This is a genomic window from Acetobacter aceti NBRC 14818, assembly GCF_000193495.2.
Taxonomy (GTDB): Bacteria; Pseudomonadota; Alphaproteobacteria; order Acetobacterales; family Acetobacteraceae; genus Acetobacter; species Acetobacter aceti.
Genome location: NZ_AP023410.1, coordinates 522,371 through 533,994, shown reverse-complemented (window position 1 = coordinate 533,994; position 11,624 = coordinate 522,371). Strand labels below are relative to the sequence as shown.

The 11,624-nt window shown below is 54.7% G+C and carries 13 protein-coding genes and 1 tRNA gene; 8 read left to right on the top strand and 6 right to left on the bottom strand.

The features are described from left to right. Positions 1-169: 169 nt before the first annotated feature. The 5 genes from argC (at position 170) to EMQ_RS02415 (ending at position 4,067) form a co-directional block, all read left to right on the top strand. Positions 170-1,099 carry an N-acetyl-gamma-glutamyl-phosphate reductase gene (gene argC / locus EMQ_RS02435; protein ID WP_010668242.1) on the top strand — a complete coding sequence of 310 codons (930 nt, stop codon included), beginning with the start codon at positions 170-172 and terminating at the stop codon, positions 1,097-1,099. A gap of 11 nt (positions 1,100-1,110) precedes the next feature. Next, a complete protein-coding gene (gene grxB, locus EMQ_RS02430) occupies positions 1,111-1,758 on the top strand; it encodes a glutaredoxin 2 (protein ID WP_010668243.1) in 648 nt (215 codons plus the stop codon). 52 nt (positions 1,759-1,810) lie between these two features. After that, positions 1,811-1,895 (top strand) — tRNA-Leu (locus EMQ_RS02425). Between the two features lie 17 nt (positions 1,896-1,912). Continuing rightward, positions 1,913-3,103 carry a phosphoserine transaminase gene (locus tag EMQ_RS02420; RefSeq protein ID WP_010668244.1) on the top strand — a complete coding sequence of 397 codons (1,191 nt, stop codon included), beginning with the start codon at positions 1,913-1,915 and terminating at the stop codon, positions 3,101-3,103. 109 nt (positions 3,104-3,212) lie between these two features. Beyond that, entirely contained in the window at positions 3,213-4,067 is an 855-nt protein-coding gene (locus tag EMQ_RS02415; protein WP_081617516.1) for a DUF2167 domain-containing protein, read from the top strand. Between the two features lie 53 nt (positions 4,068-4,120). Here EMQ_RS02415 and EMQ_RS02410 read toward each other — a convergent pair whose 3' ends face one another. After that, on the bottom strand, positions 4,121-5,161 hold the full coding sequence (locus tag EMQ_RS02410; RefSeq protein WP_010668285.1) for a cysteine synthase A: 1,041 nt from the start codon (positions 5,159-5,161) through the stop codon (positions 4,121-4,123). Positions 5,162-5,297: 136 nt separating this feature from the next. Here EMQ_RS02410 and EMQ_RS02405 point away from each other — a divergent pair, with 136 nt between their 5' ends. Next, positions 5,298-5,705, top strand: a complete 408-nt coding sequence (locus EMQ_RS02405) for a rhodanese-like domain-containing protein (protein ID WP_010668284.1) — start codon at positions 5,298-5,300, stop codon at positions 5,703-5,705. Between the two features lie 32 nt (positions 5,706-5,737). On the opposite strand, the gene EMQ_RS02400 is transcribed toward EMQ_RS02405, so the two are convergent. Then, a complete protein-coding gene (locus EMQ_RS02400; protein ID WP_010668283.1) occupies positions 5,738-6,646 on the bottom strand; it encodes a DUF2272 domain-containing protein in 909 nt (302 codons plus the stop codon). A gap of 244 nt (positions 6,647-6,890) precedes the next feature. Continuing rightward, a complete protein-coding gene (gene mtnA, locus EMQ_RS02395) occupies positions 6,891-7,994 on the bottom strand; it encodes an S-methyl-5-thioribose-1-phosphate isomerase (RefSeq protein ID WP_010668282.1) in 1,104 nt (367 codons plus the stop codon). 621 nt (positions 7,995-8,615) lie between these two features. On the opposite strand from mtnA, the gene EMQ_RS02390 reads away from it, so the two are divergent. Further along, entirely contained in the window at positions 8,616-8,984 is a 369-nt protein-coding gene (locus EMQ_RS02390) for a hypothetical protein (RefSeq protein WP_132012039.1), read from the top strand. An 82-nt stretch (positions 8,985-9,066) separates the two neighbouring features. Here EMQ_RS02390 and EMQ_RS02385 read toward each other — a convergent pair whose 3' ends face one another. Genes EMQ_RS02385 through EMQ_RS02375 form a run of 3 tightly spaced genes read right to left on the bottom strand, consistent with a single transcriptional unit; the run spans position 9,067 to position 10,930 of the window. After that, positions 9,067-9,471: a flagellar export chaperone FlgN gene (locus EMQ_RS02385; RefSeq protein WP_010667759.1), complete on the bottom strand. Its 405-nt coding sequence runs from the start codon at positions 9,469-9,471 to the stop codon at positions 9,067-9,069. Beyond that, complete coding sequence (locus EMQ_RS02380; protein ID WP_010667758.1) at positions 9,468-9,785, bottom strand: rod-binding protein; 318 nt, start codon at positions 9,783-9,785, stop codon at positions 9,468-9,470. Before EMQ_RS02380 ends, EMQ_RS02385 begins: the two co-directional genes overlap by 4 nt. Further along, positions 9,782-10,930 carry a flagellar basal body P-ring protein FlgI gene (locus EMQ_RS02375; protein WP_010667757.1) on the bottom strand — a complete coding sequence of 383 codons (1,149 nt, stop codon included), beginning with the start codon at positions 10,928-10,930 and terminating at the stop codon, positions 9,782-9,784. Before EMQ_RS02375 ends, EMQ_RS02380 begins: the two co-directional genes overlap by 4 nt. Before the next feature lie 149 nt (positions 10,931-11,079). Between EMQ_RS02375 and EMQ_RS02370 the strand changes: the two genes are divergently transcribed. Further along, positions 11,080-11,505 (top strand): flagellar assembly protein FliX, encoded by a 426-nt coding sequence (locus EMQ_RS02370; RefSeq protein ID WP_010667756.1) that lies wholly within the window; start codon positions 11,080-11,082, stop codon positions 11,503-11,505. Positions 11,506-11,624: the final 119 nt, after the last annotated feature.

Here is an 11,624-nt window from a genome sequence, read left to right as displayed (position 1 = left end):
GTTCAGGCCTTTGATGCCTGCAAGCTTCTCCCGCCCGTAATTGGAGGTGGGTGTTTGCGGTGGAATTTAATGATGGAGCAGGGGCAGGCAGCCACAATTATCGTCGCGCTGGCGTTATCGCTCCTTGAGCGGTTATATCACGTGCGGAAGATGATGAGGAAAACAGAGCATGGTGTCCGAACCGGTTGTTTTTATTGATGGCGAGGCAGGCACGACCGGGCTCGAAATCCGTGAGCGCCTTCTTTCCCTGCCAGTAAAAATTCATTCCATCGATCCCGCTCGCCGCAAGGATCCGCAGGCGCGCGCCGAAGCCATGCAAGCTGCTGATCTGGTTGTTCTCTGTCTCCCCGATGATGCGTCACGGGAAGCTGTGGAGATGATCGGACAGTTCAGTGCACAAGGAAAACGTGCGCCGAAGATACTGGATGCCAGCACGGCCTTCAGAACGGCTCCGGGCTGGGTGTATGGCTTCCCGGAACTGACTGCCGATCAGCCTGAAGCCATCATGCGGGCTGACCGTGTCGCCAATCCGGGCTGCTATCCCACGGGAGCCATCGCCCTGCTGCGCCCGTTGATTGACGCAGGCGTGATGCGGCCGGACTTTCCCGTCACCATCAATGCCGTGAGCGGCTACACAGGTGGCGGCAGAAACATGATCGAGGAGCAGGAACGGGCAGGGGGGCCGGTCTTTCTGCTCTACGGGCTGAGCCTTGCCCACAAGCATCTACCGGAAATGCGTCAGCATGCTCTTCTGGAGCGTCGTCCGATTTTTGTCCCTTCGGTCGGACATTTCCCTCGGGGCATGATTGTGTCGATCCCGGTGCACATGGATCTGCTGGTGAAGGGAACCACAGCCTCGGATCTGCGTCGTATTCTGGAAGAGCGTTATGCTGCGTCTTCCTTCGTCACTGTCGCCTCACCAGAAAACACACTGGTTGCGGACACATTGGCGGGAAGCGATGGAATGGAACTGCGGGTTCATGCTGATGCCGAGGGGCGGCATGTCGTGCTGACGGCGCGGCTGGATAATCTGGGAAAAGGCGCTTCAGGAGCGGCAATCCAGAACATCGCCCTCATGCTTGGCATTTCCCCGACCTGAGGAGACTGACTGTGACCCGCACCCTTTATGTTTACGAGCACTGCCCGTTTTGCGTGAAAGCGCGCATGATCTTCGGTTTCAAGAACATTCCGGTCGAAATCAAATATCTGCTGAATAACGATGAAGCCGGTCCAATCGATATGATCGGTCAGAAAATGCTGCCCATTCTTGACGAGGATGGACGCTTCATGGGCGAAAGTCTGGATATCATCGCTCACATTGATGGAATGGGTGAAAAAGTGCTGGCCGGTGAGCCAAATCCGGCCATCGCAGACTGGATTTCGAGCATCTCGAAGCCGCTATACAAGCTGATGCTGCCGCGTGTGGCCTGTGCACCGCTGCCGGAATTCGCCACCACAGCAGCACGCGCCTATTTCGTAAAAAAGAAAGAGCCTTCAGCCGGGCAGTTTTGCCTTCTGCTGGAAGATGGCACTGATTTCCTTGCAGCACTCAATTCCCAGCTCCATGTGCTCGCCCCGTTGATTCGCTCCGAAGCCGCTGTAAACGGCGTGCTCTCCATGGATGACATTCACCTCTTTGCCGCGCTGCACAGCCTGTCCGTGATCAAGGGCGTGATCTATCCGCCGGAAGTGGAACGCTATCGTCAGACGATGGCGCGCCTCAGTGGGGTGCCGCTTATGGATGATTACGCAGCCTGAGCGGATTGGCATCTTTTCTGAACGATCGGATGCTGATACAGAGCAGGCAGTCGCGAGAGTGGCGGAATGGTAGACGCAGTCGACTCAAAATCGACCGCCTTTTAGGCATGGGGGTTCGAGTCCCCCCTCTCGCACCAGACATTCCGGATGATTCATGACTGTTACAGCAGCGCCCGCGTCCACCCTGCAGGGCAAGCCTCAGACACGCCCCGCCAACCCGGCATTTTCCTCAGGTCCGTGCGCCAAACGACCAGGCTGGTCGCTGGAGGGGCTTTCAGGTGCTCTCCTTGGTCGCTCCCACCGTGCTCCGGAAGGCCGGGCACGTCTTGGCGAGGTCATTGATCGTTCGGCAGCTATTCTTGGTATACCGGAAGGCTGGCGGCTCGGGATCGTTCCGGGTTCAGACACGGGTGCTGTCGAGATGGCGCTTTGGTCGCTGTTGGGCACGCGGCCCGTGGACGTCCTCGCGTTCGAGAGCTTTTCGGCAACATGGGCGAATGACATCACCGCGCAATTGGAACTCGATGCGCGTGTGTTGAAGGCTGAATATGGCGAACTGCCAGACCTGAAGGCCGTGGACTGGTCGCGGGATGTGGTCCTGGCATGGAACGGAACGACATCGGGTGTGAAATTCCCTGATGGTGAGGCTATTCCGGCTGACCATGACGGTCTGGTGATTTGCGATGCGACCTCGGCCGCTTTCGCCATGGAACTGCCGTGGGAGAAGCTCGATGTCGTGACGTGGTCATGGCAGAAAGTGCTGGGTGGCGAAGCGGCTCACGGTATGCTGGCCCTTTCGCCGCGTGCGGTCGCTCGACTTGAAGCCGGTCCGGCTCCGCGTCCACTGCCCAAGATTTTCCGTCTGACCTCAAAAGGCAAACTGATTGAGGGCATCTTCCGTGGTGACACGATCAACACGCCTTCCATGCTGTGTGTTGAAGATGCTCTGGATGGCCTGAAGTGGGCTGAAGGAGCCGGTGGCTTGAAAGGACTCATCGCCCGGAGCCGCGCCAACCTTGCTGCCATTGAAAAATGGGAAGCAACGTCTAACTGGGCGCAGTTCCTTGCTGTTGAGCCGAACATCCGTTCGAACACAGCGATCTGCCTGCGCATTGTTGCTCCGTGGTTTGTGGCGCTTGACGCGGAAACGCAGACAAAGGCGGCGAAGAAGATTGCCGGCCTGCTTGCCAAGGAAGGCGTCGCCTACGACATCGCCAGCTATCGTGACGCGCCGCCGGGTCTGCGTATCTGGGGTGGGGCGACGGTGGAAACCTCGGATATCGAGGCGCTTCTTCCGTGGCTGGACTGGGCTGAAGCGGAAGTAAGAGCTGAATTTTCTGCCTGATAGCGCGGTTACTTTAACTGAGAGGGTATATATCTCCTGATGTATATCCTTTCTTTAATTCTTATGCAGAAAAGATATCTCCTCGCATGGTCTTCGAGGGTGATGTCACTTGCTGTTCGGTTTTTCAGCCTGTCGCTGGATAGCGTTGGCGTTGCTGATACCGCTCCTGTCTGGAGCGGCCCGTTCCCGTGATATAGAGAATATTGAGGGGCGACTGAAACGGCTTGTGGCTGCCCTGAAAGACGCCGAAGCAAGCACCCAGCCCAGTTCATCACTTGTTCCGATAGCAGGTCAAGGTTTGCTCGAAGTGCCGGAAGGTACACGATTTGTCCCGGCGGAACAGACCAGAGCGTTTCTGGAATCTGTGGGTAATGCTCATGACGTTTCCATCATGGGAATGATCATTCCTCAGAATTTTTATATGGATCCTGACTGGATGGTTGTCATTCGCTGGAATGACCTCGGATTTGTCGATGAGAGCAGATTCAAAAATCTTTCTGACCAGCAGGTTATTCGTTCAATCAAAAAAACAGTAACTGCACAGAACAAAATTCGCCAGAAAACCGGACTTCCTGCTCTTTATCTGAAAAACCTGCTGCTTTCGCCTCGTTGCGATACCGCTACTCATTCTGCGGAATATGCAACAGACTGGACGATCGAAGGACTGGATAGGGAAGGCGTTTTATTCAGTCGCTATTTTATGGGACGCAGTGGAATTATTTCGTTTAATTTTGTGGGAATAACTCGTCCGTTAGACGCCATTTATCCCATTATAAACCCAATCAGTCAGCGTTTTAGTTATCTAACCGGGCATAATTATACCGATTTTGATCCAGCGCATGATCGCCGCGCGTCATTTCCTCATGAGATCGTTTTTCCATCATGGCAGAAGACGGCGGGCTGTATGCTGGTTGTGGCGGTGCTCTCCTGGTTAAAACGCAGACGAAATAAAAAGTCGCTATAATTCAATTATTCTCCACGGCGCTTATGGAAAGCCCGTGGAGAATATCGGCATATTTATTTGTCGAGCCAGAAAGGAACAGGCAGGTTTTTGGCCCGCAGGAATTCCGGGTTGAACAGCTTGGACTGATAGCGTGCGCCACCGTCGCAGAGAATGGTCACGATACGATGCCCCGGGCCGAGACGACGCGCGACACGAATGGCGGAAGCGACGTTGATACCCGAAGAACCGCCGACAGAAAGGCCTTCATGGATGAGCAGGCTATAAATCTGCTCAAGTGCTTCCGGGTCAGGAATACGTTCCGCATCATCAATCGGGGCACCTTCCAGATTGGCAGTGACACGCGACTGGCCGATGCCTTCGGTGATGGAAGAGCCGCTGACCGAAAGATCGTTCGACTTTACCCAGCCATACAGGCCAGAACCTTCAGGATCGGCCAGAACGATCTGCGGACGTTTCGCGCCTGACTTTTTTGCGCAGTCATCCAGACCGAATGCCGTGCCAGCCAGTGTTCCACCCGTTCCGCAGGCACAGGTGAAGGCATCTACACGGCCATCAAGCTGCTCCCAGATTTCGGGGGCAGTCGTGTGGCGATGGCCTTCCCGGTTGGCGAGGTTGTCGAACTGGTTGGCCCAGACGAAACCGTTCTCTTCAGCAATACGGCGCGATACGTGGACGTAATTGCCTTCATCCCGATAGGGTTTTGCGGGCACAAGGCGAAGATCAGCGCCGATCATGCGGAGAAAATCAATTTTCTCCTGACTCTGGGTTTCCGGCATGACGATAATGCTTTTGTAGCCACGCGCATTGGCGACAAGCGTCAGGCCGATACCGGTGTTGCCAGCAGTGCCTTCGACAATCGTTCCGCCAGCCTTCAGCACACCACGTTTCTCTGCGTCCGTTATGATTGCCAGAGCAGCGCGATCCTTGACCGATCCGCCCGGATTCATGAACTCGGCCTTGCCGAAAATATCACACCCGGTTGCTTCAGAAGCGCGTGTCAGCCTGATAAGCGGCGTTCCCCCAATGGCGCCAGCCATATCATGCGACGTGGTTGTCCAGCCGGGAAACGGCAGGGAATTTGAAGTCGGAGTCATGCTATCTGCCTTTCATCCTATTGGCATTGGGGCTAGCGCGTGTAAGCACTGCATGCAATCAGGTTTGAGCGATGAATGTCGAGCCCCGAAGGATCTGTCAGATAAACAGGGGCAAGAAAGAGGAGTTTCAGAAACGATGATCAAGGATGTAAGCCCGAGTGACGTCTGGCAGGCGCTGGAAAATGATCCGGGAGCCTGTCTGATCGACGTGCGCACTCCGGAAGAGTGGCAGTTTGTTGGTATCCCCGATGTCTCGGCAACAGGACACAGCCTGTATCCCATCAGCTGGCAGGTCATGGGCGGTCACGTAAACGGCCAGTTCATCGAGGAATTGCGTCAGGCCGGAATAGGCGAGACACAAAAACTCTACTTCATCTGCCGTTCAGGAGCGCGTAGTCGTTCAGCAGCAATGGCTGCTGCCAGAGAGGGGTTTGGGCAGGTTTTCAATGTCGCTGACGGCTTTGAGGGACCACCGGACTCAGAGATGCACCGTGGAAATACCGCAGGCTGGAAAGCTTCCGGGCTGCCCTGGCGGCAGAACTGAATCCTTTGCCAGTTTTATAGGCGCCGGTAATCTTACTGACCGGCGTCCGGTTCCTGTTCGGCATCGTAGAGCACTTCCAGAACGGCACACCACGGATAGCGTGAATCGTAACTGTGACCGTCAGCTGATGCGATAGCACCGTTTGCGTCAGTCGGGACATGTGTCAGCGTAACGGCGTCATCAATGTTGCCACCGATAATGCTCAACTGATGCCCGAACGGCTGTCCGTTCTGACCCGTTGCGACCACGATCCCGCAATGCGCAGGAAAGCCATACGATGTAGGAAGGCTTGCGAACCGGACAGACTTGCTGCCACCGCGTCCGGTACAGACAAGGTCACCAAGCTTTGGAACATAACTGCCTGGATCATGGGCCCGCAGGCCACTGGACTGCCCAGAAGCCGCAGCGTTGATATAGGTCGAGTGGTTGGGCGAGTAGGGAAACCGGTCATTGGCGCCTGCGACACGCATCACATAGGAAATGAAAGCGGCTGACCAGGCGTAGTGTCCGTCATGGACGAAGTTGAACAGCCTGCCGTCAGCGTCATATTTGCCGCTCCAGGAGGATTCGGTTTCCTGCGGGTCCTGTCCGATCCACCAGTATTCGCCAACACGCTGCCACAGGCCGGGCGCCCGCTCCGGCTTTACGCTGGCGACAGTGGGTTCTGGCCGAAGCTCGGGGTCATCATCGTCAACTGGCATACCGAACAGCCGCCATTCCCGCATGGAAATGGCTACGACATCCTGACGGTTAAAGGGCGTGAAATTACGGGAGGCAAAATCGGGCACATGCGGATTGTACGCCAGTGGGCCAGCCTGGTTTCTGTATTGTGCAACAGGCGTCTGGGCAGGCTCCGGATTATTGTGTGGCTGGGACGCGCAGGATGTGGCCGCAAGAGCCAGAAAAAGCACAGAGGGCTTGAAGGCCGCAGTCTTGCTCATGCATATGCCAGAATTTTGTTCCGGCTCCCCAATTGCGTGAACACCGCGTGCCCACAGAGTGACGACGTCCAAACATGTCGTTCAGATCTGCTTAGCGTCAAGTCACCTGAACTGAAAGATGAATAATCATGAGGTTAGCCGGGACTGGCGGGATTTTTAACGGCAGCCCGGGAGGCTGGATTGTTTGGAGTTGCCGCAAGGCGGACCTGCCGTTACCTGCCCCGAGACCGGCAACGGCCATTCACTACTGCCCGGTCGTGGCTGGGAAGAGTGACCGCAGCCCTGTTCCACTTGCATTGCAGCAGCCGCGTTCTGTTATCAGCCCTGTGACAAGACGGGCAGGCGTCACATCGAAAGCGGGATTCGCGGCGGAGCTATGCTCTGGGGTGATGCGGACCGTTTCTACCTGGCCGCCCTTGGTGAGGCCTGTGACCGCAGTGACCTCCAAAGGCGAACGTTCCTCTATGGGGATCTCCTTCAGACCATCCTGAACCCGCCAGTCGATGGTTGTGGAAGGAAGCGCTACCCAGAAGGGCACATCATTGTCACGGGCGGCGAGGGCTTTGAGATAGGTCCCGATCTTGTTGGCGACATCTCCATTCGCTGTGACGCGATCAGTTCCGACAATGACGATATCAACCTGCCCGTGCTGCATCAGGTGGCCGCCTGCATTATCGACTATCACCGTATGTGGTACGCCGTGGCTGCCAAGTTCCCATGCGGTCAGAGCCGCTCCCTGATTGCGTGGCCGCGTTTCATCCACCCACACATGCACATCAAGACCTTCATCATGCGCCATATAGATGGGGGCGAGAGCTGTTCCCCAGTCCACTGTTGCTATCCATCCGGCGTTGCAATGCGTCAGGATGTTGATTCTTTCTTCTGCTTTCTTCCTGTTTTTGATATTTCGGAGCAGCTCCAAACCATGTCTGCCGATTGCTTCGTTCTGGGCAACGTCTTCGTCGCAGATCAGTCCCGCTTCCTTATAGGCTGCTTCCACTCGATCCTGTGAGTTCATTGGCCGAAGTTTCTGAAGCATACGTTCAATGGCCCACCGAAGATTGATGGCCGTCGGGCGTGTGGCAGCCAGCATGGACGCCTCACGCTCCATGGCTTCATCACTTGGATCTGAGGAAAGGGCCAGAGACAGCCCATAGGCTGCCACGGCACCAATCAACGGAGCGCCTCTGACCTGCATTGTAATAATGGCATGCGCCACCTGCTCAGATGAAGAAAGATGCAGGATCTCAAGGGCGAATGGCAGGCGCGTCTGATCAAAAATGCAGACAGTTCGGTGATCTGTCGGATCTACCCAGACACTTCGGTAAGGCACACCGTTTATTTTCATGGTTGCATGATCCTGCGCAAGGAAGAGATGTCGAGAAGCATTAGCGTAGCCTGATGGTCCTCACAAATGACATTCTGACAGTCCATATGAATATGGGTTTGTTGAACGATTGGCTGAGGGTAACAGAATGTGCGGACACGATATGAGAAACATGCATACCGTGAAGGCTTTTAAATCATGAGATGTAACAGAGCAGAAATGATTGGAAAAAGTTATTTTTATTTATGGTGTTTTTGAATTTCAGTATTTATTTTCCGGCTTTCTCTTCTGTAGAAATCGTAAGCGTTTTATTATGAAAAGCAAAATGTGGATATTGCAAACGTCACTATAAATCTATATTGCGTATTTGATAAATGGTGGGATACTGTCGTGTTTCTGGGTTATTCATCATATCGAATATCTGGCTCCATGATGATCTTGCTTTGAAAACAGTGCTTATATAATCAGCAGAGTCATGAAAATGGCCTGTTGCGATACCAACAGGGTGAGACTTGGGATATGGCTAGAAAACCGACCAAAGAAGTCAAGGCAACTTCTGCGACGACACGGCAGGTAGCAAGACAGAAAGCAGAACCCGTACCAGCAACAAAAAGACGCACCAAAGCAGCCCCGGAAGAATCCGTGACGAAGCCGCGTGCGAAGCGTGCTGTTGCTGCGACAAAGTCGGCTCCAAAGACGACGGTCAAGGCTGCTCCTAAAAAGATAGTGGCAGCTGCACCAGCGAAACCAGCCCGGAAGACCGCTGCAAAAACAGCCATGCCAAAAGCAGTAGCAAAAACACCGCGTGCTGCAAAAAGCGTAACGAAGCCAGCCGGTCGGAAACTGGAAGTCGTCACCAAGCTGTCCGCTGTTGAAAAGCTGCGCATTACTCAGGAGACGCGCAAGCAGAAACGTCTGGATCGTCTGGCTGCTGAAAAGGAAAGTGCCGCAACCAAGCGTCCGGCCACACGTGTCCGGGCAACGGCTGGTCGCAAGCCTCGTCGCGCCTGAGATATTGAACGGTCTATAAAAAAGCCTCTTTTCCAGAGCGGAAAAGAGGCTTTTTTGGTTTCAGGCTATCAATTTCAGAAGCCTAAATGTTCTTTCTGTAAGCGTTGCCAGTGGTAGAACGCGGCGTGCTGTAGGAACCATTTTTGCCATAATTGGTTTTGTTTCCCGGAGGAGATAGCGAGGCCGTAAGCAGTTGCACAATGTGCTTCTGTGCGATCATAGCCTGCTGAAGCAACGCTCGATTATTTTCGATCGTAAGATTTAATTTTTCTGTAGCGAGAGGCAGTTCTTCCGAGCAGCATGGTTTTTCCGGCTCTTCTGCTACCCTTCGGCACTCAACAGTCACACTGTTCAGTTGGGCCAGCACCGCTTCCTTGCGTTTGAGGAGAGCGATTACAGCAGGAACATTGCCTTCCTTTAAAAATGAATTCTCTTCTTCCAGCAAGGCGTTTGCTTTTTCGATGACGGCAAGGGCCTGATCCGTCATTTTTTTGATCCTTTTTCCTGCATTTCAAGCATCTGGTGATACACGACCGGAGCCAGTCCCAGGCCGCCATTTTTCTCGATCTGTTTTGACATCTCCGTCGTCAGCATAGGACGGAAACTCGACTCTCCTACGCCACCGCCAAAGAAGCCCTTGGAGGTGTCAACCGTATCGAACATTGGCTGGAGCATTTCGCCGATAGTCATCGCCTCGAAGTCAGTGGCGGTTTTCCATATTTTCGGATCTGGCGCCTGTTTTTGCGATGAGCTCTGCGTCCCGTAACCGGACGAGGTGACATTCGTGATTTCGTTACTCATCGGACCTCCAGATCAGCTTGCAGGGCTCCGTCAGCCTTGATGGCCTGGAGGATCGAAATCATGTCACGAGGACCAACTCCCAGAGCGTTCAGGCCGGAGACAAGATCGCTGAGTGCTGGACCATTGCGGAGTATGCCCAGTTTAGCGTTATTGCCATTGTTGACATTGATGCTGGTGCGTGGAGCGACTGTGGTGGTGCCATTTGACATCGGGCCAGGTTGTGAAACGATGGGCGTTTCAGTCACCTGAATGGTCAGGTTACCCTGTGCAATCGCGACCGTGCTGATGCGAACGTCGTTGCCGATCACGATGGTGCCGCTTGCATCGTCTACAACGACCTTTGCCAGCGTGTCGGGTTCGACCAGCAAATCGCCGATCCGCGATAGTGCCGGAATGCTGTCCTTTAATGTCAGATCAAGCGAAATGGTGCGTGGATCCATGACGCGGGCGATATTGCCCACACTACTGTTGATCGCCTGAGCGATGCGTCCGGCCGTCGTGAAATCGGGGTTACGCAGGGAGAGATGCATCTGCTTTCGGTTGGCGAGATCAACCGGGACTTCCCGCTCCACAACAGCGCCATTCGCTATGTGACCGTTGGTCGGGATGTTGTGGACGATTGAGGCGGCCGCACCTCGGGCGCTAAAGGCGTTGGTCGCGAGAGAGCCCTGCGCAACAGCATAGATTTCTCCGTCAGCCGCCATTAGCGGGGTGACAAGCAGGGTGCCCCCTGTCAGATCCGTTGCGTCGCCGGTTGCTGAGACTGTCACGTCGATTCGACCGCCGCCATGAGAAAAGGCTGGCAGATCAGCCGTCACCATAACGGCTGCCACGTCATGCGTCTGAAGCTGAATTTCACGATCACGGATATTCACGCCCAGCCGGTTGAGCATGCTGATGAGTGTTTCGCGGGTAAACAGGACGTTGGTCAGTTTATCGCCGGTTCCATGCAGGCCGACCACAAGGCCGTAACCGATAAGCTGGTTTGTTCTGACCCCTTCAAAGTCAGCAATGTCCTTGACGCGAACAAGCGCCGCATTGGCGGCAAAAGACTGTATCAAAAGGAAGCCTGCCAGAAACAGGGCAGACAGAAGAGGAACCCTCTTCAGATGCTCCGCATCAGGCCTGCGAGAAAAAAAGGTCATGCCGCTCTTTGCCGCTCGTCAATGTTTCGAGCGCACACTATCGACGTGAAGAGCAAACAATTCCTGAACGGACAGCAGCAAAGCGTTGTTCAGAGCTTTGAAGCGGAACCGAGTAGGGCCAGATTTGGACGAGCCCAGGGAGATGCAACGTGAACAGAATTGGCGCGATCGGCTATGTCAGTCGGGGAAAACCCACGGCAAAGACGCGGCAGTCAAAGGAGCTTTCAGCCTTTTCGGTGCCTTCCGAGCAGGAGGTCATGAATGAACAGCCTGTGACATCCGTGGCCGCACCCTGCCTTCTGTCACTTCAGGAGACGGAACCCCAGATTCAGCCCCGGTCTGAGAGGCAGATGGTCACCGAGTGGGGAGGGGAGGCGCTGGAGGCGCTGAGGAAACTTCAGGTCGCCTTTCTGGAAGGCAATGCGGGTACAATGGCGCTTCTCGCGGAACTGGAGGAGATTGCCGAACGGTCCCCCATGGTCCAGCTGCCCGCTTTCAGGAATCTGACTACGTCCATAAAGGTGCGGGTGGCCATCGAAACCGCCAAAATGAAGCGTCTCGTCAGGCGTAGATAGGGAGAGGCAAACCACAGGGAGAAAGATCGATTATTCGATTTGCCGGAAAATTATGTGACAGAAATGTTTCAAAGAAAAAAGTGGATTCGCGCTTGGCTGTCTCAGTCCTCGCGGGTATA

Excerpts from the sequence above, each read along its gene's own strand:
- EMQ_RS02385 (WP_010667759.1), bottom strand. The coding sequence starts at position 9,471 with ATGACGGATCAGGCCCTTGCCGTCATCGAAAAAGCAAACGCCTTGCTG.
- EMQ_RS02420 (WP_010668244.1), top strand. The coding sequence starts at position 1,913 with ATGACTGTTACAGCAGCGCCCGCGTCCACCCTGCAGGGCAAGCCTCAG.
- EMQ_RS02410 (WP_010668285.1), bottom strand. The coding sequence starts at position 5,161 with ATGACTCCGACTTCAAATTCCCTGCCGTTTCCCGGCTGGACAACCACG.
- EMQ_RS02380 (WP_010667758.1), bottom strand. The coding sequence starts at position 9,785 with ATGAGTAACGAAATCACGAATGTCACCTCGTCCGGTTACGGGACGCAG.
- argC (WP_010668242.1), top strand. The coding sequence starts at position 170 with ATGGTGTCCGAACCGGTTGTTTTTATTGATGGCGAGGCAGGCACGACC.
- EMQ_RS02400 (WP_010668283.1), bottom strand. The coding sequence starts at position 6,646 with ATGAGCAAGACTGCGGCCTTCAAGCCCTCTGTGCTTTTTCTGGCTCTT.
- EMQ_RS02375 (WP_010667757.1), bottom strand. The coding sequence starts at position 10,930 with ATGACCTTTTTTTCTCGCAGGCCTGATGCGGAGCATCTGAAGAGGGTT.
- mtnA (WP_010668282.1), bottom strand. The coding sequence starts at position 7,994 with ATGAAAATAAACGGTGTGCCTTACCGAAGTGTCTGGGTAGATCCGACA.
- EMQ_RS02405 (WP_010668284.1), top strand. The coding sequence starts at position 5,298 with ATGATCAAGGATGTAAGCCCGAGTGACGTCTGGCAGGCGCTGGAAAAT.